Consider the following 18,804-nt stretch of genomic DNA (forward strand, 5'->3'; position numbering starts at 1 on the left):
AAAAGCCTCGGGCTGCGGTCCAACCGTGCCAAGCATAGCGCAACGAACGGGCCTTCGCCGCTCAACAAGCCGTTATGGCTGGACCATGCGCAGCGGGACGATGAAGTCGGTGCCTTCGCCGGTTTCGCCGCCCGTGTTGATGCCGTGATCGGACACCACGATCGAGCTACCAGTGGTCAGCATCTCGGCGATCCGCGCAATCGCCTCGGGAGCGACGGCGATGCGGTCCAGCGCCTCGGCCGGACTGTTCGCCGCCAGCAGCAGCTTTGCCTCGACGGGCGCTGCGCCGGGCATCCTGCCGCGCCGCGCAGCGGGGGTAGTGTTATCGATCCGCGCAGCGTTGCGGGCCGTGACCGGCAGCGAGACTACCGACCAGCGCAACAGGTTGGGATCGTTCTTATCGGCCTCGACGGTGAACACATGGGTGCCAAGCGGCCGGTCGCTTGGCGCAATCGTCACCGGCAAATCGAACTGCGGCTTGAAGCTCTCGCGGACGTACAGCTTGGAATCCTTGCGGCTGACGAACACCGCGATCTGGCCGGGACGCCTGGGCGGTTCGACCCTGGCAGCCTTGTCCGCGCCGGGCAGGCGCGCGGTATCCTTCTTGACCTCAGGCGCAACAACCGAGGCAGCCGGTGTATCAGCGATCGCCTTCGTGGGCTCACCGGCTGCCGGGATAGTTGGCTCGGATTTCGGCGCGTCGGCCTTTGCCTCCGCGCTCGACGTGTCACTGACAGGCGTTGCGTCGGACATGGTAACGACGGCGCTCGTCGGCAGAGCGCTGCCGGCATCCGCCGTGTGGGTCTGTTCGCGCAACGGCGCCGCGTGGCCGACGGTCGATCGGAGTTCGAGGCTTGGGCCCGCGCCGCCCGCGTCCGCGCCCTTGTCGCCCTTCGCCGCGGGCGCATCGGTCGTGGGATCGTCGGCGATGAGCGGCTGCGGGACTTTCTGCGCCACCAGCAAGGGGTGCGAGAAACTGGCAGGCGTGATCTGGCCGGGCGTGATGATGACGCGCGCCCCCATCCTGGTCCAGTTCCACATCTTCACGGCGAAGGCGGTTGGCATACGAATGCAGCCATGCGACGCCGGATACCCCGGCAGCACGCCGGCATGCAGCGCAATCCCCGACCAGGTGATGCGCTGCATGTAAGGCATCGGCGCGCCGCTATAGATGTTGGAGCGGTGCATCTTGTGCTTCTGGATGATGCTGAATACCCCCATTGGGGTCGGATGATCCTTCGTGCCCGTCGACACCGGGCTTTCGGCGAACAACCCGTTGGCGTCGTAGACGCGGACTTTCTGCTGCTCGATCGAGACGGCGATGATCAGCGGCCCCTGCGGTTTGGCGTTGGTTTCCTTGATGGCCGCCTCGGTCTTGGCTGACGGCCGGCGCACCTTCGGCTTGCGCGGCTGCGCCGGCGGCATCGGCCGGTAATAATAGCCGGCGTCGGAATCGTGCCAGTAGAACATGGCGGCGGCATCCGCCTGGGAAGCGGCCGCTAAGGAACCGGCCGCGGTCATTATCGCAATCTGCCAAAATCGCAGTTTTGAAATCGTCGCGCCCGCAATCCTCGCACTGAACGCTCGATGCCTGCTCACGCGCATAATCCTCAAATCCGGGTACTCGAATCCACTGTCTTGTCTACTCGTTTGTTGTCGCTAAGGCGAAAAGCGTTCACCAGCATAGGCCTTCTAATTGCAGCGCTTTTCGACCCAATCGTAGCAAAAAAGCCTCACATTCCGTTAAACCGCGCCTGCTTGATCTGACGCCATCGATAAGGCGGTACTGCGGCCGTCCAAAGCCTCCAGCAGCCTTCCTGTGCGGTTTTCTGCCACTACATAAGCGGCGAGCCCTTCAGCGGAGATATCAATGACATCCAAGGCCATCGTTAAGCGTGACAAGAAGTGGAGAAGTCTGGCCTTGGTGGTGCTCGCGCTGACATTGTGGCAGGCGGGCCCGGCATCGGCCGCAGAAGAGCCCGACTTGATCTTCCGTCGCTCGACGGTCTTCAAATGGCTGAGCCCCAACGACAAGCTCGCGACCTACGCGGTCGACGACCCCGAGGTTGAAGGCGTCGCCTGTCACTTCACGGTGCCGGAAAAGGGCGGCTTCAAGGGCTGGCTCGGCCTTGCCGAGGAAGTCTCGGACATCTCGCTGGCGTGCCGCCAGGTCGGTCCCATCAAGTTCAAGCATAGCCTGGAGCAGGGCGACGATATGTTCCGGCAACGCCGCTCGCTGTTCTTCAAGAAGATGCAGATCGTTCGCGGCTGCGACGCCAAACGCAACGTACTGGTCTACATGGTCTATTCGGACAAGCTGATCGAAGGTTCACCCAAAAACTCCACCTCCTCAGTGCCGATCATGCCCTGGGGTGCCACTGAGGCCGCGGTTCAGAAATGCGGTGAATTCATCCAGTAAGTCCGATACCGCCCGGATCCGAGATCGGATCCGGGATGAGGGCATCAAGCTTACCGCTTGAGCGGATTGGAATATTGGCGGGCCTCCTGGCCGGGCCCGACCTTGCGGTCGCGGCAGCCGACCAGATGCACGAACTTCTGCGGCGCAGACACATTGCCGCGAAATTCGCCGCCTTGTTGCGACATCGCGCCACAAAGGCTCACAGGACTCTCTGAGGCTTTTCCGTGGCGCTCTGTCTTCAGCGAAGGATTGATCCGCTGTTCGGGGCCGTTACTTCCAGACAAATTTTCACCCACCGGCCTGTCAGGTTTGCGGGTCGGGGTTGCACTGTTGCCATTGCCCACGACTGCTGTCCTTTGTTGAGGAAGGGTCACAACGCACAGGCACGCGGAAGGTTGCGTGGCATTCGCTGAGTCGGCTGGATCGAAGTCTCGGTTCATCCGATCTGCCAGCGAGCGAGGGCGGTTCTCGTCCATTGGACGAGGGCCCATAGTGGCCGCAACGGCCAGCTTGCGGAGTTCAGCCTGAGCATTTCAAGTCCGAGCGTCCCGGCTGAATTCATTGGGTTTTTCCCGCTATTGCTTCGTCCGACAGGGCCGACGACACAATTCTCCTGCGCGACGAAACCATTTTTCGTTTTTGGCGCAGATGTCTGGAAACAGCCGACAGATATCAGGTGGCCAACGAGACGGCGGGCACCGCCGGCCACTGATAACCGGAGACAGTCAGATGCGGACCATCAGCTTCATCCTCGCTTTGGCCGTCATTCTGGCTGGTTCCTCGATGGCTGGTTCTTCGGATCAGGGCCTGCCGGGGGTTGGCACCTTCGCCTATAATGGCTCGCCGGTTGCGGCCCAGGTGCCGCTACCGATGGTCGTGGCCGCCAACTGAGCGTAGCGGATCCTTTGCAACGAGATCGCCGATAAAGGCTCGGTATGTTCGTACGCATCTGTTCTGCTGTTATCTTTGCGTCTCTTCTCAGCGGCGCGGCACAGGCTCAAGTCCAGTTTCAGCCGCCGCAGACCTCGTTCCGCTCGCTCCTCAAGGTGCCCGATCCGCGCGGCGAGTTCGTGCGGCTCTGCGCGCCCCGCATGGTCGGACGCTGGGCGCATCCCGAAAGCGTTTGCGGCTGTCTGCACGACTACGCCGTCGCGACCGTGGAAGATGCCGACCTGCGCGAAGCGCTGCTGCGCGGCATCAGCGAGACCGGGGTGCCGACGATCGAGACCGCATGGGTGCCGGCATCGAAGCGATCCGAGATCGGCCCGACCTTCACCAAGATCGCCAAGCCGACGCTGCAATGCATGTTCGAGCCGGCGACGAACCAGTAAGCGCGGCTCGCAAATATTTTCCGCCCCTTGGTTCTACTGCGTCATAGCTGCCCAGAGCTATTCGCTCGACGACTTCCTGGCGCACCAGCGCGCGAACGTGATGCGCTGTGGCGCGGGGTCGTCGGCCGATACGGAAGCTGGTAGGTTAGGCTCGGTATCGAGACCGATTGCACAAAGGAGCTGTTATGAAATCTCTTTTTGTCGGCCTGATCGGCCTATTGTCGCTGGCCATATCTCCGGCGGTCGCCGCCGACGCTGCGACACAGGAAGCCAACAAGAAGGCCGTGCTCGAATTTTACGATGCGGCTCTCAATCGGAAGGATTTTGATGCCGCGGCGAAGTTTTTCGGGCCGCATTACATTCAGCACAATCCGACGGCGCCGGATGGCATCGAGGGCTTCAAGGCCTTCCTCGGCTTCCTACGCGAGAAATTTCCGGACTCCCGCAGCGAGATCAAGCGCGCTTTTGCCGATGGCGACTACGTGATCGTCCACGTCCACAGCGTGCGCGAGAAAGGCACGCGCGGCCGCGCCATCGTCGACATTTTCAGGCTGGAGAACGGCAAGATCGTCGAGCATTGGGATGTCGTGCAGGAAATTCCCGAGAAGGCCGCCAACACCAACGGCATGTTCTAGGCTGGTGCGGCCGCCGCTAGCGCTTTTTGGTCCCCAGCCGCGGAATGCACTTGCGGGTGCGAAGCACGCCTGACGTCGTCATCTGCGAGCCCTGGACTTCCTTGATTTGTCCCGTCGGACACGATCCATCATCGACCAGGACGCGCTGGCCGAGCCTGAGGTCGACAATGTCCTGTTCGCGCGAGACCGCCTGAGCAAGGGCCATCGTTGCATAGCCGAGTACGCCTACGATCAACGCACCGGTGATGAGATACGAGACGTTGCGATGGCCGGGCATTGGGTATTTCCGTTCGTGAAGTTGATTTGAGCATCGAGCTTAGTGACGTGGCCGCGATTCTGATAGAGCGCGGGCCGGCGCGAGTGGTCAGGTGGCGGCCTTCAGCCGTTTGACCTTGCCAGTTCCAGCCTTGTTCGGCTTGCCGTTTGCCTGCAAGGCGGCCAGCGATGACTTCGCGAGTCGCTCGGCCGACGCGATCAGTTGTGGCAGCTTGTGGCCGGCAAAGCCGAGGACAAAGCCTGGAAGCGGACGTGTGCGGAAACAAGTTTCCGCCAGCAGCCAACCTGCGACGCCGGCTTCGGCCTTTGCCTGTGCGGCGATACGCGGATCGACGGATGGATCGAACTGCGCGACCAGATGCAGGCCCTGCGAGGGCATCGGCACCGAGAGTTTTCCCTGCGATTCCGCCGAGAGGGTCGAAGCAAGCACGTCCCGCGCTTCGCGATAGATCCCTCGCACCCGGCGCAGGTTGGCCGCGAACGCGCCGGAATTCAGCATGTCTGCGACGGCGCCCTCGAGCAGCGTGCCGGGAAAGCGGTCGAGCGCGGCACGGGCTGTCGTCACCGGCCCGACGAGCCGCTCGGGCAGCGCGCAGTAGCCGATGCGCAATCCGGGGAACAATGTCTTTGCAAACGTGCCCATGTAGATGACGCGCGAGAGATGATCGATGCCGGCGAGCGACAGCAGCGGCGCGCCGTCATATCGAAATTCGCTGTCATAGTCGTCCTCGATGACGAAGGCGTCCGCATCCCTGGCCCAGTCGAGCAATTCCAGCCGCCGCGGCATCGACATCTGCACGCCGAGGGGAAATTGGTGCGACGGTGTCACATAGGCCGCGCCAGCCGAAGGAGCGAGGGCCCGGCCCCTGGCCACGATCAGGCCCGAAGCGTCGACCGGCACCGAGATGGGGCGCAGGCCGCAATGCTCGATCGCCCTTCGTGCGGCGGGATAGCCGGGGTCTTCGCACCAGATCTGATCGCCGGATTTCAGGATCGCGCCCAGCACGATCCGTAAGCTATGCTGCGTTCCCGATGTCAGCATGATCTGGTCGGGGTCGCAGCGCAGACCACGTGCCGACAGCAAATGATCGGCGATCGCGGCGCGGAGTTCGCGGCTGCCCCTGGGGTCGCCGTACTGCAGGTGCTCGGCACCGAAGGCGCGCATGCGCCGGCCGGCAAACGCCCGGAAGCGCTGCAGCGCCCGTTCGTCGATGTGCGTGCAGCCGAGCGCCAGCGGGCCTTGTTGCGGCGGCTCGATCGCGATCTTCGTCCTGCGAGCGTCGTGGAAGCGGGCGGGAATGCGCGCGGCGACAAAAGTGCCGGAGCCGACGGTGGCTACCGCAAATCCGTCCGCGATCAGGCGCTCATAGGCCGACGTGACGGCGTTGCGGCGGAAGCCGGTCTGCTTGGCCAGCGTGCGCGACGGCGGCAGCGGCTCGCCGGGCTTTGCAGTTCCGCCCGTGATGGCGTGGCACAGCGCCTGATAGAGCCGGTGTTGGGAGGAGGCGTGCGGCGTCACGTGGGCGCCGGAGAGATCGAGGGCGAGCTCGGGCTTGCGTCGCGCCGGAGGGGAATTGGTCGGAATTTTTCGCATGGAATTGGCACTATCGCAGACCAAATTGGCCGGTACAACTCTCAACGATCGCTCACCGATCCAACAGGAGCTGCCGTGACCGAAGCCGTGACTGCCGATGTGTATCCGCTATCGCCGCGCAACCAGGTGAAGCGCCGTCATGATCGCGGCTTCTACGACCACGCCACGGTGCACAGCCTGCTCGACGCCTCGATGCTGTGCCACGTCTCCTACGTGATCGACGGCCAGCCCTATTGCACGCCGACATTCTTCTGGCGGGAAGGGAGCAGGCTGTACTGGCATGGCAGCAGCGCCAGCCGCATGCTGCGAAACCAGTCCGAGGGCGAGAGGGTCTGCCTCACGGTTGCGCATCTCGACAGCCTGGTGCTGGCCCGCTGCGGATTCAACCATTCGGCGGACTACCGCGCCGTGATGGCCTTCGGCACCGCCTATCTCGTCACCGATCCGGTGGAGAAGGAGCGCGCGCTCGTCGCCATGGTCGACCGATTCTTTCCCGATCGGACCGCGACGTTAAGGCAAAGCACGGCGCAGGAGATCAAGGCGACATCGGTGATCGCGATGGAAATCGAGCAGGCGTCCGCCAAGATCAGGTCAAAGGGTGTCGCCGACGACGAGGAGGACTATGAGCTGCCTGTTTATGCCGAGCGTATTCCGGTGCGGACGGTGCTGGGCCGGCCGGAACCCTGTCCGCGGCTTCTCGACGGCGTCGAGCGGCCGACCTCGCTGAGCGGCTATTCAGAAGGCCGCCTGCTCGAAGATGCATTGCGGGATGCGCATTTTGCGCATTACGCCGGCGGCTGAGATCGGGGTAGGGTGCGCACTCCCGACTTCCTGAAATTCCTTTACTGGAGCTGCCGCATGACGACCGATACGCAACAAAGAATCCTCGACGCCGTCGACGCCGGCTTTGATGCCCAACTGGCGACGACAAAGGATTTCGTTGCGATCCCCTCGACCCGCGGCGCCGAGGGGCCGTGTCAGGACATGATCGGCGATCTCCTGCGCCAACGTGGCTACGAGGTCGACGATTGGCATATCGACGTCGAGGATTTGAAGAATCTGCGCGGCTTCGGTCCGATCGAGCATGATTTTTCCAAGGCGCGCACGGTGGTGGGTACGTATCGTCCCGCGAACAATGCCGGCAAATCGCTGATCCTGCAGGGCCATTGCGACGTGGTGCCGGCAGGTCCCCTCGACATGTGGGAGACGCCGCCGTTCTCGCCCGCCATCAAGGACGGCAAGATGTACGGCCGCGGGGCCTGCGACATGAAATCCGGCACCATCGGCGCGCTCTATGCGCTGGATGCAATCAAGGCCGCAGGGCTGAAGCCGACGGCGCGCATCCACTTTCAGTCGGTGATCGAGGAGGAGTCGACCGGCGTCGGCGCGCTCTCGACGTTGCAGCGCGGCTATCGCGCGGACGCATGCTTCATCCCGGAGCCGACGGGCGAGACCATGGTGCGCTCGCAGGTCGGCGTGATCTGGTTTCGCCTGAAGGTGCGCGGCTTCCCAGTGCACGTGTTCGAGGCCGGCGCCGGAGCCAACGCAATCATGGCGGCGTATCATTTGATCCACGCGCTGCAGAAGCTCGAGGCCGACTGGAACGAGCGCGCCAAGGCGGACCGCCATTTCAAGGCGCTCGCCCATCCGCTCAACTTCAACCCCGGCATCATCAAGGGCGGCGACTGGGCCTCCAGCGTACCGGCCTGGTGCGACGTCGATTGTCGCATCGCGGTCCTGCCGGGCTGGTCGATCGCCGAATGCCAGAAGGAGATTTTGGCCTGCGTGTCGGCGGCGGCGCGCGATCACCGATTCCTCTCCAACAACCCGCCTCAGGTCGAATGGTCGGGCTTTTTGTCGGAGGGTTATGAACTGACGAACTCGACTGAGCCGGAAGCCGCTTTCGCAAAAGCGTTCGACGCTGTCTATGGCGGCGCGGTGCCGGATCGCGCGTTCACCGCGCTGACCGATACCCGGTTCTACGGGTTGAATTACAACATCCCGAGCCTCTGCTTCGGCGCGAAGGGCGCCGCGATGCACGGCTTCAACGAGTATGTCGAGCTGGACTCGCTGCGAAAGTCGACCAAAGCCACCGCGCTGTTCATTGCGGAATGGTGCGGGGTGGAGAAGGTGTAGCCGCGCTGCCGGCCTCACCCCGTCATTGCGAGGAACAAAGCGACGAAGCAATCCATGCTTCAGCGTGCGCGGCCCGATGGATTGCTTCGCTTCGCTCGCAATGACTGCGGAGAGTTCATGGCTGCTCCGCCCACAACGCCTTCACGATGGCATCGAGCCCGTCCGTCAGCGCCGCCGGTCCCGGCTGCAGGATTATCGTCGACTTGATTTCGACAATGCGATTGTTGCGCACCGCCGGAATCCCGCCCCAGCCCGGACGCTGCCGGATGCGGTCGGGCACGACTTTCTTGCCGCACCAGGACGCGAGGATCACCTCGGGCGCGGCGTCACGCACCGTATCAGGCGAAATGATCCGGTCCTTGGCCGCCTGCTGAAACCGCAGCTTCGGCAGCGCGTCCTCGCCGCCGGCGATCTCGATCAGTTCGGAAACCCAGCCGATGCCGGAGATCAGCGGATCGTCCCACTCCTCGAAATACACCCTCGGCCTGGGCGAGGCGCGGGGCGCTGCTGCGATCCGCGCGAGCCGCTCCTGGAAACTTCTGGCGAGCTGATCGGCACGCTCCGCCGCACCGACCATAGCCCCCAGCGTCCGGATCATCGCGAGGATGCCCGCGATGTCGCGCTGGTTGAAGACATGGACGGCGACGCCCGCGCGCACGAGGTCGGCAACGATGTTTGCCTGCAGATCAGAGAAGGCGAGGACGAGGTCGGGCTCAAGCGCCAGAATCTTTGGAATGTCTGCCGATATGAAGGCCGAGACCCGCGGCTTCTCGCGACGGACGCCCGGCGGGCGCACCGCATAGCCGGAGACACCGACGATGCGGTCCTGCTCGCCGAGCAGGTACAGCGTCTCCACGGTCTCCTCGGTCAGGCAGACGATCCGGCGGGGCGGGAAGTAGCGCATGCCGACGGTATGCCGAATTCCGCGCGCCATGTCACGGCCGCCATTACCTCGGAGGTCATTGCCTGATTTACCGGCAGCCTCCATTCTGTTCAGGAAATCACTTCAAAGAAAAGCCGGAGGACGAATGACGCCGCTCGAAAAAATCCAGTCGATGAAGATGCCGTTTGCGGAACTGAAGGGAGTAACCTTCACGGAAGCCGGAATGGATCGGGTGGTCGCCAGGATGCTGGTGCGGCCGGACCTCTGTACGCTGCGGAACACAATTCACGGCGGCGCGATCATGGCCCTTGCGGATTCAGTCGGCGCTGCCGCGACCGTCATCAATCTGCCCGAGGATGCCAAGGGCACCACCACGATCGAGAGCAAAACCAATTTTATCGGCGGCGCCAAGGAAGGCTCGACGGTGATCGCCACCGCGACGCCAGTGCATCGGGGACGGCGCACGCAAGTCTGGCAGACGCGACTGGAGACCGAGGACGGCAGGCTGGTTGCGGTCGTCACGCAAACCCAGATGGTGCTGTAGCCTCAGGCCATCTCCACCGTCTGCACGGCGTTCAGCATTCCGGTTTGCGGATGACACTCCGCATATTCGAAAAGCTGTTCGTCGGCGCGGGCGACGGTGACCTCGTGGTACAGCCGCAGTTTTGCGGCCGGTCCCAGGGCCGACAGGTACTTCATGGCGGCGCCGAATATCCTGACATGGGTCGGATGCGATTCAGCCCAGCGCTCCAGCGCGGACAGGCTCTTCCACCAGCTCATGCCGTAGGACTTTTCGGTCGCTACGCCGTCGGGGCCTAAGACCGTCATGTAACGGTTGGCGTAGCAGCCGATCGAACGTCCCTGGTCGCGGAGGAAATCCATGCCTTCGCGCAGCACCGGCTCGACATCGTCGAGGTACATCTTGCGCTCAGTGGCTTCGGTATCGCCCCAATCCTGGCCCGACCGGATCAGGCAGATATTGTCATGCGGGATGATCCGGATGCGCGTGCCGTCTCGGATCGCGCATGCCGAGCCCGACGCCGCCATCTCGCTGGTTTGCGACAACGGGATGCGATCGCGCATGCCGCCCCAATAGGCATGCTCCAAAACCTCGCCGCTCATGCCGTCGGCGAGAACGGCGACGCCTTCGGGCCTTCCGAGCGAAGAGAACAGCGTCTCATAGCCCTCGACGGATGGGTAAAGCGCCTCGATGAAGGTACCAAACCCGTTATTGGTCCGCTGCTCGCCGGTCCAGCGCTCGCGCATGGTGGGAAACCAGCGATCGAATTTTTGCCGGTCGTCCCAGTAGGCCACGGTGACGAGATTGGTGAAGCCGGCCTCGTCGATATAGCTCGCGCGGTCCCAGTGCGTTGGGCCGTCCGCGGCGGAGAACTCCGATGCAAGCCGGATCAGCGCCTGCTCTGCGGCGGTCGAGGGCGCGCCGCGAGTCTGGAGGCCGAAATAGGCCATCACCACCCGCGTCACGCTCGGCTTGTGCCGCGCCACGAAGGACGGGTAGGGCGGCGCATAATCGTCGCCGACGCGGCGGTGGCGGGTTCGTGCGGTTTGCAGATGTGCAGGGATCGCGGATTCCATCGGCCTGCTCCTTATCCGAATGAATGCGTCAGGCCTGCAGCCTGATTTCGCTCATGACCTCGGCATCGACAGGAAGCGAGAAATGCTCGACGCGGTTGGCGCGCGTAGTGTTGAGCAGCAGCCGCGTGACGTCGGGCCGCGAATAATGCCCGGCCGGATCGGCGGCGTTCTTCGCTACCCCAATCATGCCGAGGTCGATGTCGGCGTACAGAATGCCTTCCTGGTCGGGCGGAAGTTTCTCGGCCAGCGAACTACCGTCCGGCCCGTAGATCACGGCATGACCGCCGCCAACGTGCAGGAAGGCATGTTTTTCGGGGGTGTCGCAGAGTTCGTCGATCATGGCCTGCGAAACGACAGCGCAGGGGCCGAGGAAGAAGCACGAGCCTTCGACCGCATAGACCTTGCTGGCGGCGTTATTGACCTCATGGCCGAGCGCATGCGCGAACGGATCGTACAGCGAAAAACTCGGCCAGGCGCCGACATGGACCTGTTCGTTCTGGGCGTACATCGCGTATTTCGACAGCGGCTGCAGATGCTCCCAGCAGCACAAGGCACCGAGCCGTCCGACGTCGGTGCGGTCGTGGACGGCGAGATCGCTGCCATCGCCCTCACCGAACACGGTACGTTCGGCATGGGTCGGCCGCAGCTTTCGACGCTTGGCGATGGTCTCGCCGTCAGGCCCGATCAGCCATTGCGCGATATAGAGGCTTCCGCCGTCGCGTTCGGACAGCCCGAGCACGGCCGTTAGCTTGGCGCGCTTGACGGCTCGGCAGATCTTTTCCGCCTGTGGGCTGTCGAAGGCGAGCGAGTTGTCAAAGTAGCGCTGCACAAAACCGCGGCCGATCGCCCAGGCAGGCGCACCGAGCCAGATCTGCCATGGGTACCCGGGAATAAAGGTCTCGGGAAACGCGATCAGCTTGGCGCCTTGCGCGGCGGCCTCTTCGATCAGCGCGATCGTCTTGTCCACGGTTGCGTCGAGATCGAGAAAAACCGGCGCCGCCTGGACCACCGCCACCTTGTATTTCTGATGAACCAGACCCATCGCATCATCCTCCCGCAGTGATGACTGACACTCGCTGACCCCGAGCCTACAGCCATGGCAGCGCGTGCCGCTTGTCCGCGGCGGAACGAAAACTTGTCTAAACCGGCAGGCGGACAGCGCGCGCGGCAGCGTCAGATGCGTGCGCGCGACGGGGAAGGAGAGGGGCGGGAGGCGTTATTTATGCTCGCGCCATTCGCGCGGCGAGATGCCGAAGCGCTGCTTGAAGATGCGGCTGAAATGGGCGAGGTCGTTGAAGCCCCAGGCGAAGGCGATCTCGCCGATGTGCCGGGCCTGGTAGGCGGGGTCGGCAAGATCTCGCTTGCAGCGCTCCAGCCGTTGCGCCTGCACATAGCTGCGGAACGAGGACTGTTCGGCGGCCATCAGATCGCTGGCATAACGCGGCGAGATTCCGACCGCCGCAGCAGCGCGCGGCAGCGATAATTCGGGATCGGAAAGATGCGTCAGGATATGGTTCTTGAGGCGATAGAGCAGCGCCGACCGGTGGGCGGACTGGTCCGGCAAGCGGGCATGCAGCCTTTCGGCAAGCGTCATCGCGAGCAGGTCGAGCGCCTGGTCGAGCAGGCGCGTTGCGGCGGCGGGATCAACGAGCTCGATGGTCTTGCTCACATTGCGCGCGAAATCATATGTCAGCCGTTCGAGCGGACGATCGCCTGCAAACGTCGTCGCGGTCAGACTATCGAATGAGCCGACGCGTTGTTGCAGCAGTTTGCGCGGCATCTGAAATATCGTCTGCGAAAAGCTGTCGTCGAAGCGCAGCTCGTAGGGGCGGGTGGTGTCGTAAATGACGAATTGTCCCGCCGAGACGACAGCCTCGCGGCCATCCTGGAAAACGCCGTTCACGCCATTGTTGCTCAGCGCCATCAGCACGAAATCTTCGCTGGCGCGGGCTATTCGCGACGGCGTGCGGAATACCCGCTGTGCCGTGGAATCGACCTCCGTGAGCGCGATCTGTCCAATTCTGGATTGCGACACCGAGCCCCAAAACGCGCCGCGCATGTCCGATTTGCAGTCGAGCCCGACGAAGGTGTCGCACACGATGTCCTGCCACACCGCAAGCCGGCGCTCCGGAAGGCAAGATCTCGTGTCGAGCATGACAGCCACAATGGGTCTCCACGAACCATCCGGGTGCGTTGCCTGGGCTTGGCGTATTCAAAAATAAGCAAGGTCCATGCCCACTTTGCGCCGGGTGACGAACCTTAACAATTGGTTAATGGTCGGCCGGCTAAATTGCTGGAAATGCTGCCGTTATTTAAGGCAGTATACGGAGCGATCCGGTCTTGAATTCGATGCTGCGCCGCACAATATAGGTGGCCTAGGGATTCGACGCCTCCTCGAGGGTTTTCTCAGAGGAGTTTTGGACTATGTACCTCACCGTTATTGCGGCTGCGCTTGCCGATAGCAGCGTGCGCACGCTGAGCCAGCAGGAAGAACTGCCGCTATTGCGCGATCACCTGCTGCGGCTCGACCGCACCAGCCGCCGCGATCGTTTCCATGGCTTCATGGACGACAGCTTCATCGAGCGCTACGCCGAAAAATGCGCCGATGACGGCACGACGATCATCGCCTTCTTTGAAAACGGCGTGGTTCGCGGAGCGGCGGAGCTGCATCCGCCGGACCAGTCACCGGATTCGCTTCCCGAGATCGCTTTCAGCGTCGAAACGTCCGTGCGGCGTCGCGGCGTCGGCAGCATCCTGTTCCGCAAGCTGATCAAGGAAGCACGCGCCAAGGGCTATAAAAGCCTGCGGATCACTACCGGCGCGCAGAACGAGGCGATGCGCGCGCTCGCCAGCAAGTTTGGCGCGCAGCTTGTGTTCCGCCACGGCGAATCCACCGGCACGATCGATCTGACGAAGTATGATCAGGCCGAACTTGCGACGTCCTGGATCGAGAGCGTGCTGAATGCAACGCGAGGGGTGGTGGCTTTCAACCGCGCTTATCGGCGAATGTTGCTTCGTATGGCCGGGACCGCCCCGTCCGAGTGGGGGGCGTCTTAGGGCGATCCGTACGTTCAATCTCGAGAATTGCCCAAAGCGTTGGGCAATTCCTTGGGCAATTCTCGGCGCAATTCAGATAATCGCCGGCTTGTCAGGTGCCGGTACGCTTGTCATTGCCAAAACGCCTGACGACGCGGCGCTCGACCACGACCGAACGCTGTGCGCCTTGCTCGCCTGTGATGACGCGGGTGGCCGATCGTGCCAGCGCACGGCCGGTCTTCTTCACTTCAGCCAGCACTTCCTCATAAGGCAGGCCCATCAGCGCGGCGGCGATTTCCGCCTGCTGCTGCTGATCGTCGGTGATCCCCACCGCGGCGAAGATTGCCTCCTCTAGCGTCGGCGGATCCCGCCGAACACGTCGTGTGCCGTATTTCGTGTTCCAGTCTTCGCTCATAGGCGCCTCGCATTTGATTGCGGAGATACCTAGGTGCCCTAATGTTGCATTGCAATATGAATTTCGCTCGGCAATACAGCCATGCGTCTAACATCTTTCAAGTCCGGTAGCGCTGTACGGTTCGGCGTCACCGTGCTTGCCATCATGGCGAGGGATTGCCGGCGACAGCCAGATCCAGCGGCTGTTGCGGCCAGCGCTTCAGCGCGGCATGGCCGGCATCAGTCAGCACGTAGATGCCGCGCTCGGCGCGATCGAACCAGCCATAAACATTATGCAAGAGGATTTTTCCGGCATCGGGAATCTCCGCCCGCAAATCCCTGACGCGCCGCGGCCCGCCTGACAGCGCGGAGGCACAGGCCAGCGCCTGCTGACGGTACGCCGTCATGATCGGCGCGCGCGTCGATCCACCCATGACGGGATCGCCCTTGCGCTTCTGGTGCTCCGCGATCAGCCGCGAGCGCTTTTTGGGATCGCGGCGGGGCGCTGATGTCGGCGGCTTGACGAGTACTTCCACATCGCCGGTATTGGTGACAGCGAGCATGCCGAAGCCAAGCCGGCGGCACAGGTTACGATACCGCGCGTCGCTTTCGCGGCCCTTGCCGCGGGCGGATAATTTAGCCGCAAGCCAGACCTCGTCGGCAGCGCCGGCGCGATCGACCGCCTGCAGGATCAGTTCCAGATTGAAGGAGAGCTTCAGTTCGCCGATCACCACGATCGGCGGATCGTCGCCACTCAGCCCCACAAGATCGCAGCCGCCGACCTCGCCTTTGACGGTGAAGCCGAGCTTTTCGAGGAAGCGTTTGACGGGAAGATAAAGTGCGGTTTCCAAGGCAGGCTCCGGCGGCGCTGGCTGCCGCGACTCAACACGCCGAGCCTAGCCCAATTCCGGCAAAGCGTTTGATCGGATAGCCCCGGAGCGGCTATTGTCGGAGCGGGGACAAGGCCAGCGGCAATTTGAGGGAACCTGCGAATTGATCGTTCGCGGGTCAACAGGCATTTGCCGCTCCCACAGCGAGTAGGCGTGTTGCAAGGGCTATACAAATTCCGCTTCACCACGGCGCGCGGCACGGGCAGCGGCGTGATGTTTGCGACCTCGGGCGGCAGACTGTATGGCGGCGATTCCGGCTCTTCCTTTGTCGGTCACTTCACCGAAGCCGATGGCATTGTCACCTGCGAGGTTACGATGTCGCGCCACTATCACGATCCCAAATACGTTCCGATGTTCGAAGTTGAACATGCCGTGATGAATTTCAGGGGCGCGCCCCGCGGCGAGGAGTTTCATTTTGAGGGCGGCAGCGCGGCCTTGCCCGGCATCCATTTCACGACGGTTCTGAGCCCTATCGATGATACCGACGCGCCACCTCCCGGTGCGGTCGGCCCTGACGGGATCGGAAACGGACTGTATTCCATCCACATCCGTATGCTCGACGGGATCGATGCCGGCAGCACCGGTGTCATGATGCTGCAGGACGGCCGCATCAGGGGCGGCGACGCGTTCTTCGACTATGTCGGCGCGTACACGTCGGCGAACGGCAGATGGAAGGGCGAGCTCGTCAGCCGCGAGCATACCCCGGCCAAGGGCGAACGGCCGGTGTTTGGCGGCCATGAAGTCGGCATCGGCTTTTCCGGCACGTATGACCGCGACGGTGCGGAAGGCGAAGCCACCGCGCTCGCCGGTAAGCGCAGCATCCGCTTCAAGGCGGTGCTGCGAAAACTGGTGGATGTGGAGGGCTAAACCCTCCCGTTCACCGGCAGCAGCGCGCCGGTGACGGCGCTTGCGGCGTCGCTGGCGAGGAACAGGATCACGTCGGCTAGTTCCTTCGGCGTCACCCATTTGGTGAAATCGGCGTTCGGCATGCTGGCACGATTGGCCGCGGTGTCGATGATCGACGGCAGCACGGCATTGACCGTGATCTTGCCCTTGAGCTCGGCGGCGAGCGCCTCGGTGAGGCGGTGTACGCCGGCTTTTGAGGCGGCGTAGGCGCCCATGCCACTGCCTGCCTGCAGCGCGCCCATCGCGCCGATATTGACGATGCGGCCCGCGCCCGATGCGGCGAGATGCGGGATCGCCGCGCGCGAGGCGTTGAGCGCGGTCATGACGTTGAGCGCGTGCATCCGTTGCCAGGTCTTGGGATCACCCTCCGCCACCGTCTCGAAGGCAAAGCCGCCGGCGATGTTGATCAGCGCGTCGAGCTTGCCGAAATGCACGGCGGCGGCGTTGATGGCTTTTTTGGCTACCGCGGCATCGGTGAGGTCGACGCCGCCGAGTTCGAACAGGTCCGCCGTGGCCGGGACTTGCGTCGGGGCATGGTCGACGCTCGCAATTCTTGCTCCCAACGCCAGCGCTTCGTCCACGACCACGCGGCCGAGCGCACCGAGCGCGCCCGTCACGACAATGACTTTTCCGTCCATGAAGGGCCTCCGCATGCGGATGAGGGAGCGCACCCTATCAGGAGATTCTCAATTCCAATGCGGCGAATTTCTGCATGACCGTTGGTCTCGCCAGCCCAAATTGTCGCGGCCCACGTCTGGCCGGAGGTGGCGAGCTACGTACGACGGCGGAATAGGGTGAAAATCGATAAAATTTGCCGGAGTTCTGTAAGCCGATTGCAGAATCCATTCGGTACAACAGGACTCCAACAAGAAGGCAGGGGGATTTGTCATGGGTTTGCCGGATCACGGTTTACCGCTTGTTCAGCTTAAGGAGCAGCGGCGCGACCTCGTTGTAGCGCTGCAGAATCGCAGCGGTCCGGTCTCGAGCTGGGAATTGATGCAGATCGCAGCGATCCAGCAGGCAATCTCGGCGTTCGAGGACGTCATCGCCGATCTCGACGCCGAACTGGAAATGGAAGCGGCGGCCTGAGCCGTAAGCGCCGCCTTCCGGGCCGCTCCGGCTCGCTTTACGGCGGGCGTCTACCAGATAAGATGGCGCCATGCGTCGCGATCTGGCATTTCGACTCGCGCTCCTCGCATTGTGCGTTCAGCCAATGGCTGGCGCCTATGCGCAGGCCTGCGTCGCCGATCAACATGGCAGCCTCGTATGCGGCGGGGGGAAGGACGCGATGCGCGTCTTCGCTGACACCATCTCGCCCTCGAAGAATTACGCCTTTGCCTGGCGCAGCGCGCAGGGCTTGCCATCCGGCCAGGATGTTCCCGCCGACGTCGAAAACGTCCTGATCCGTGTCACCGATGGCGCGGTGCTGACCACACTCAGCGGTACCCATTGGGAGACGGGTGAAATCCGGGCGAACCGCTACGAACTGATTGCGGCCTGGTCGCCGGACAGCCGGGCCGTCGTCGAGGTGGCGAACAGTCGTTGGGAGAGCGATTCCTTTGCCTATTACCTGATACACGGTGCGGCGGCGACCAAGCTCGATCTGCCTTGGTCGAGCCTGTCATGACGGCAAGGCTGCCGCCGCGAAACCGCCAGGGCAATTCATTCCGAGTGCATGGATCTGCCGGTGACACTTGATGCGCGCGGCCGCGTGCGCTTTACCGCGATGTTCTATGCGCCCAAGGGCGAAACCAGCAACGACTACAAGGTGCAGGTCAACGTCAGGGCGAGAGGTGGCAAGCTGTCCGCGCAGGTCGTGTCGATGCAGCGGGTGAGGTGAAGGCGGATGAGAGCCCGGTTCTGATTGAATCAGAACCGGGCTCTCATTTTGTTTTGACGCGTTTTCTTCACGCGAACCGGAATCCACTTCGCCCGAAAACGCTATGAAATCAGCGCTGCAGATAGCGCGCTTCGAGGTGGGCGCGTTCAGCTTTGCCGAGACCAAGGCCATCGCGGAGATAGCTTTCGAGATCACCGTAGTCGGCGTCGATGGCCTCGAAGGCGGCGGCGAGAAATCAGGCCTGCACCGAGCCCAGCACCTGCTTGACGTTTTCGGGCAGGTCGCTGCTGTGATTGGGGTCCCTGCGGTAGAAGCGGTTGGTCAGCAGATAGTCTTCCGAGATAATGTCTTCGGAAACGCCGAGCGTATGCAGGATCAGCGCGCACGCAAAGCCGGTGCGGTCCTTGCCGGCGGTGCAATGGATCACCAGCGGCGCGCGATCTTCCAGCAAATGCGCGAACAGCGTCCGGAAGTGCTGCGTATTCTTCTGCACATAGTTGCGATAGGAATCGCGCATCACCTCGACGGCGTGGTCCGTCGACAGCGGCGTGCCGGCGGCCGCGATGGCGCGCAGCGCCGCGACCACCGTCGGCTCAACCGGCAGCGAATGAACTGATATCTCGGACATGCCGCATAGGGCGGCGGCGCGCTCCTCGGAGCCGCGAAAATCGAACGCGCTGCGGACGCCCAGCTCCCGCAGGACGGAGACATCGCCTTCGGTGAGATGGCCAAGATGGTTGGAGCGAAAAATCTGTCGCCAGCGTACGATCCGGCCGTCGCTTGTGGGATAGCCGCCGAGATCGCGAAAGTTGCTGGCGCCGGCAAGATTGAAATGGCGGGCAGGGGGATCTGACATCGTGCAGCAAGGG

23 protein-coding genes and 1 pseudogene are annotated in these 18,804 nt (G+C 63.0%); 12 read left to right on the forward strand and 12 right to left on the reverse strand.

What is annotated here, in order from left to right; all coding sequences use genetic code 11:
- Positions 1 to 72: 72 nt before the first annotated feature.
- Positions 73 to 1,470, reverse strand: a complete 1,398-nt coding sequence (locus CQ13_RS30405) for a L,D-transpeptidase (protein WP_430649722.1) — start codon at positions 1,468 to 1,470, stop codon at positions 73 to 75.
- Positions 1,471 to 1,870: 400 nt separating this feature from the next.
- Here CQ13_RS30405 and CQ13_RS30410 point away from each other — a divergent pair, with 400 nt between their 5' ends.
- Positions 1,871 to 2,419 carry a CreA family protein gene (locus CQ13_RS30410; RefSeq protein WP_057846486.1) on the forward strand — a complete coding sequence of 183 codons (549 nt, stop codon included), beginning with the start codon at positions 1,871 to 1,873 and terminating at the stop codon, positions 2,417 to 2,419.
- Positions 2,420 to 2,469: 50 nt separating this feature from the next.
- On the opposite strand, the gene CQ13_RS43560 is transcribed toward CQ13_RS30410, so the two are convergent.
- Positions 2,470 to 2,763: a hypothetical protein gene (locus CQ13_RS43560; RefSeq protein ID WP_156433990.1), complete on the reverse strand. Its 294-nt coding sequence runs from the start codon at positions 2,761 to 2,763 to the stop codon at positions 2,470 to 2,472.
- A 385-nt stretch (positions 2,764 to 3,148) separates the two neighbouring features.
- Here CQ13_RS43560 and CQ13_RS44670 point away from each other — a divergent pair, with 385 nt between their 5' ends.
- From CQ13_RS44670 to CQ13_RS30420, 3 genes are all read left to right on the forward strand, one after another.
- On the forward strand, positions 3,149 to 3,310 hold the full coding sequence (locus tag CQ13_RS44670) for a hypothetical protein (protein ID WP_197427488.1): 162 nt from the start codon (positions 3,149 to 3,151) through the stop codon (positions 3,308 to 3,310).
- Between the two features lie 44 nt (positions 3,311 to 3,354).
- On the forward strand, positions 3,355 to 3,750 hold the full coding sequence (locus CQ13_RS30415) for a hypothetical protein (RefSeq protein ID WP_057846487.1): 396 nt from the start codon (positions 3,355 to 3,357) through the stop codon (positions 3,748 to 3,750).
- Positions 3,751 to 3,935: 185 nt separating this feature from the next.
- The gene (locus tag CQ13_RS30420) at positions 3,936 to 4,385 is read left to right on the forward strand and encodes a nuclear transport factor 2 family protein (RefSeq protein ID WP_082637720.1); all 450 of its coding nucleotides are present in this window, start codon (positions 3,936 to 3,938) and stop codon (positions 4,383 to 4,385) included.
- 16 nt (positions 4,386 to 4,401) lie between these two features.
- Here CQ13_RS30420 and CQ13_RS30425 read toward each other — a convergent pair whose 3' ends face one another.
- Together CQ13_RS30425 and pdxR are read right to left on the reverse strand one after the other, a co-directional pair.
- On the reverse strand, positions 4,402 to 4,662 hold the full coding sequence (locus CQ13_RS30425; RefSeq protein ID WP_057846489.1) for a DUF6719 family protein: 261 nt from the start codon (positions 4,660 to 4,662) through the stop codon (positions 4,402 to 4,404).
- Between the two features lie 87 nt (positions 4,663 to 4,749).
- The gene (gene pdxR, locus CQ13_RS30430; RefSeq protein WP_057846490.1) at positions 4,750 to 6,255 is read right to left on the reverse strand and encodes a MocR-like pyridoxine biosynthesis transcription factor PdxR; all 1,506 of its coding nucleotides are present in this window, start codon (positions 6,253 to 6,255) and stop codon (positions 4,750 to 4,752) included.
- A 75-nt stretch (positions 6,256 to 6,330) separates the two neighbouring features.
- Here pdxR and CQ13_RS30435 point away from each other — a divergent pair, with 75 nt between their 5' ends.
- A complete protein-coding gene (locus CQ13_RS30435; RefSeq protein ID WP_057846491.1) occupies positions 6,331 to 7,056 on the forward strand; it encodes a pyridoxamine 5'-phosphate oxidase family protein in 726 nt (241 codons plus the stop codon).
- Between the two features lie 57 nt (positions 7,057 to 7,113).
- Complete coding sequence (locus CQ13_RS30440; RefSeq protein ID WP_057846492.1) at positions 7,114 to 8,391, forward strand: ArgE/DapE family deacylase; 1,278 nt, start codon at positions 7,114 to 7,116, stop codon at positions 8,389 to 8,391.
- A 115-nt stretch (positions 8,392 to 8,506) separates the two neighbouring features.
- Here CQ13_RS30440 and CQ13_RS30445 read toward each other — a convergent pair whose 3' ends face one another.
- Positions 8,507 to 9,295: a cobalamin-binding protein gene (locus CQ13_RS30445; protein WP_057846550.1), complete on the reverse strand. Its 789-nt coding sequence runs from the start codon at positions 9,293 to 9,295 to the stop codon at positions 8,507 to 8,509.
- A 124-nt stretch (positions 9,296 to 9,419) separates the two neighbouring features.
- Between CQ13_RS30445 and CQ13_RS30450 the strand changes: the two genes are divergently transcribed.
- Positions 9,420 to 9,818 (forward strand): PaaI family thioesterase, encoded by a 399-nt coding sequence (locus CQ13_RS30450; RefSeq protein ID WP_057846493.1) that lies wholly within the window; start codon positions 9,420 to 9,422, stop codon positions 9,816 to 9,818.
- Between the two features lie 2 nt (positions 9,819 to 9,820).
- On the opposite strand, the gene CQ13_RS30455 is transcribed toward CQ13_RS30450, so the two are convergent.
- The 3 genes from CQ13_RS30455 to CQ13_RS30465 form a co-directional block, all read right to left on the reverse strand.
- Positions 9,821 to 10,870 carry a phenylacetaldoxime dehydratase family protein gene (locus CQ13_RS30455; RefSeq protein ID WP_057846494.1) on the reverse strand — a complete coding sequence of 350 codons (1,050 nt, stop codon included), beginning with the start codon at positions 10,868 to 10,870 and terminating at the stop codon, positions 9,821 to 9,823.
- 28 nt (positions 10,871 to 10,898) lie between these two features.
- Positions 10,899 to 11,912 (reverse strand): carbon-nitrogen hydrolase family protein, encoded by a 1,014-nt coding sequence (locus CQ13_RS30460; protein WP_057846495.1) that lies wholly within the window; start codon positions 11,910 to 11,912, stop codon positions 10,899 to 10,901.
- A 174-nt stretch (positions 11,913 to 12,086) separates the two neighbouring features.
- Positions 12,087 to 13,034, reverse strand: a complete 948-nt coding sequence (locus tag CQ13_RS30465; protein ID WP_430649723.1) for an AraC-like ligand-binding domain-containing protein — start codon at positions 13,032 to 13,034, stop codon at positions 12,087 to 12,089.
- 260 nt (positions 13,035 to 13,294) lie between these two features.
- Here CQ13_RS30465 and CQ13_RS30470 point away from each other — a divergent pair, with 260 nt between their 5' ends.
- Positions 13,295 to 13,927, forward strand: a complete 633-nt coding sequence (locus tag CQ13_RS30470; RefSeq protein ID WP_057846497.1) for a GNAT family N-acetyltransferase — start codon at positions 13,295 to 13,297, stop codon at positions 13,925 to 13,927.
- Positions 13,928 to 14,018: 91 nt separating this feature from the next.
- On the opposite strand, the gene CQ13_RS30475 is transcribed toward CQ13_RS30470, so the two are convergent.
- Both CQ13_RS30475 and CQ13_RS30480 read right to left on the reverse strand, forming a co-directional pair.
- Positions 14,019 to 14,321 (reverse strand): hypothetical protein, encoded by a 303-nt coding sequence (locus tag CQ13_RS30475; protein ID WP_057846498.1) that lies wholly within the window; start codon positions 14,319 to 14,321, stop codon positions 14,019 to 14,021.
- Positions 14,322 to 14,463: 142 nt separating this feature from the next.
- The gene (locus tag CQ13_RS30480; RefSeq protein WP_057846499.1) at positions 14,464 to 15,150 is read right to left on the reverse strand and encodes a DUF2161 domain-containing phosphodiesterase; all 687 of its coding nucleotides are present in this window, start codon (positions 15,148 to 15,150) and stop codon (positions 14,464 to 14,466) included.
- A gap of 192 nt (positions 15,151 to 15,342) precedes the next feature.
- On the opposite strand from CQ13_RS30480, the gene CQ13_RS30485 reads away from it, so the two are divergent.
- On the forward strand, positions 15,343 to 16,056 hold the full coding sequence (locus CQ13_RS30485; protein WP_063800183.1) for a hypothetical protein: 714 nt from the start codon (positions 15,343 to 15,345) through the stop codon (positions 16,054 to 16,056).
- Here CQ13_RS30485 and fabG read toward each other — a convergent pair.
- Positions 16,053 to 16,733 carry a 3-oxoacyl-ACP reductase FabG gene (fabG, locus tag CQ13_RS30490; RefSeq protein ID WP_057846551.1) on the reverse strand — a complete coding sequence of 227 codons (681 nt, stop codon included), beginning with the start codon at positions 16,731 to 16,733 and terminating at the stop codon, positions 16,053 to 16,055. The genes CQ13_RS30485 and fabG overlap by 4 nt on opposite strands.
- A 250-nt stretch (positions 16,734 to 16,983) precedes the next feature.
- Here fabG and CQ13_RS30495 point away from each other — a divergent pair, with 250 nt between their 5' ends.
- From CQ13_RS30495 to CQ13_RS43565, 3 genes are all read left to right on the forward strand, one after another.
- A complete protein-coding gene (locus tag CQ13_RS30495) occupies positions 16,984 to 17,184 on the forward strand; it encodes a hypothetical protein (RefSeq protein WP_028346392.1) in 201 nt (66 codons plus the stop codon).
- Between the two features lie 199 nt (positions 17,185 to 17,383).
- Positions 17,384 to 17,722 (forward strand): hypothetical protein, encoded by a 339-nt coding sequence (locus tag CQ13_RS30500; protein ID WP_156433991.1) that lies wholly within the window; start codon positions 17,384 to 17,386, stop codon positions 17,720 to 17,722.
- Between the two features lie 60 nt (positions 17,723 to 17,782).
- Positions 17,783 to 17,935 (forward strand): hypothetical protein, encoded by a 153-nt coding sequence (locus CQ13_RS43565; protein WP_156433992.1) that lies wholly within the window; start codon positions 17,783 to 17,785, stop codon positions 17,933 to 17,935.
- 109 nt (positions 17,936 to 18,044) lie between these two features.
- On the opposite strand, the pseudogene CQ13_RS30505 reads toward CQ13_RS43565, so the two are convergent.
- A pseudogene (locus tag CQ13_RS30505) lies at positions 18,045 to 18,791 on the reverse strand (tyrosine-protein phosphatase).
- Between the last annotated feature and the right edge of the window lie 13 nt (positions 18,792 to 18,804).

This window comes from Bradyrhizobium retamae, from assembly GCF_001440415.1.
GTDB lineage: Bacteria > Pseudomonadota > Alphaproteobacteria > Rhizobiales > Xanthobacteraceae > Bradyrhizobium > Bradyrhizobium retamae.

Coding starts and splice junctions, on each gene's coding strand:
- CQ13_RS30405 (WP_430649722.1), bottom strand. CDS start 1,470: ATGTTCTACTGGCACGATTCCGACGCCGGCTATTATTACCGGCCGATG.
- CQ13_RS30410 (WP_057846486.1), top strand. CDS start 1,871: ATGACATCCAAGGCCATCGTTAAGCGTGACAAGAAGTGGAGAAGTCTG.
- CQ13_RS44670 (WP_197427488.1), top strand. CDS start 3,149: ATGCGGACCATCAGCTTCATCCTCGCTTTGGCCGTCATTCTGGCTGGT.
- CQ13_RS30415 (WP_057846487.1), top strand. CDS start 3,355: ATGTTCGTACGCATCTGTTCTGCTGTTATCTTTGCGTCTCTTCTCAGC.
- CQ13_RS30420 (WP_082637720.1), top strand. CDS start 3,936: ATGAAATCTCTTTTTGTCGGCCTGATCGGCCTATTGTCGCTGGCCATA.
- CQ13_RS30425 (WP_057846489.1), bottom strand. CDS start 4,662: ATGCCCGGCCATCGCAACGTCTCGTATCTCATCACCGGTGCGTTGATC.
- pdxR (WP_057846490.1), bottom strand. CDS start 6,255: ATGCGAAAAATTCCGACCAATTCCCCTCCGGCGCGACGCAAGCCCGAG.
- CQ13_RS30440 (WP_057846492.1), top strand. CDS start 7,114: ATGACGACCGATACGCAACAAAGAATCCTCGACGCCGTCGACGCCGGC.
- CQ13_RS30445 (WP_057846550.1), bottom strand. CDS start 9,295: ATGCGCTACTTCCCGCCCCGCCGGATCGTCTGCCTGACCGAGGAGACC.
- CQ13_RS30450 (WP_057846493.1), top strand. CDS start 9,420: ATGACGCCGCTCGAAAAAATCCAGTCGATGAAGATGCCGTTTGCGGAA.
- CQ13_RS30455 (WP_057846494.1), bottom strand. CDS start 10,870: ATGGAATCCGCGATCCCTGCACATCTGCAAACCGCACGAACCCGCCAC.
- CQ13_RS30460 (WP_057846495.1), bottom strand. CDS start 11,912: ATGGGTCTGGTTCATCAGAAATACAAGGTGGCGGTGGTCCAGGCGGCG.
- CQ13_RS30470 (WP_057846497.1), top strand. CDS start 13,295: ATGTACCTCACCGTTATTGCGGCTGCGCTTGCCGATAGCAGCGTGCGC.
- CQ13_RS30475 (WP_057846498.1), bottom strand. CDS start 14,321: ATGAGCGAAGACTGGAACACGAAATACGGCACACGACGTGTTCGGCGG.
- fabG (WP_057846551.1), bottom strand. CDS start 16,733: ATGGACGGAAAAGTCATTGTCGTGACGGGCGCGCTCGGTGCGCTCGGC.
- CQ13_RS30495 (WP_028346392.1), top strand. CDS start 16,984: ATGGGTTTGCCGGATCACGGTTTACCGCTTGTTCAGCTTAAGGAGCAG.
- CQ13_RS30500 (WP_156433991.1), top strand. CDS start 17,384: ATGCGCGTCTTCGCTGACACCATCTCGCCCTCGAAGAATTACGCCTTT.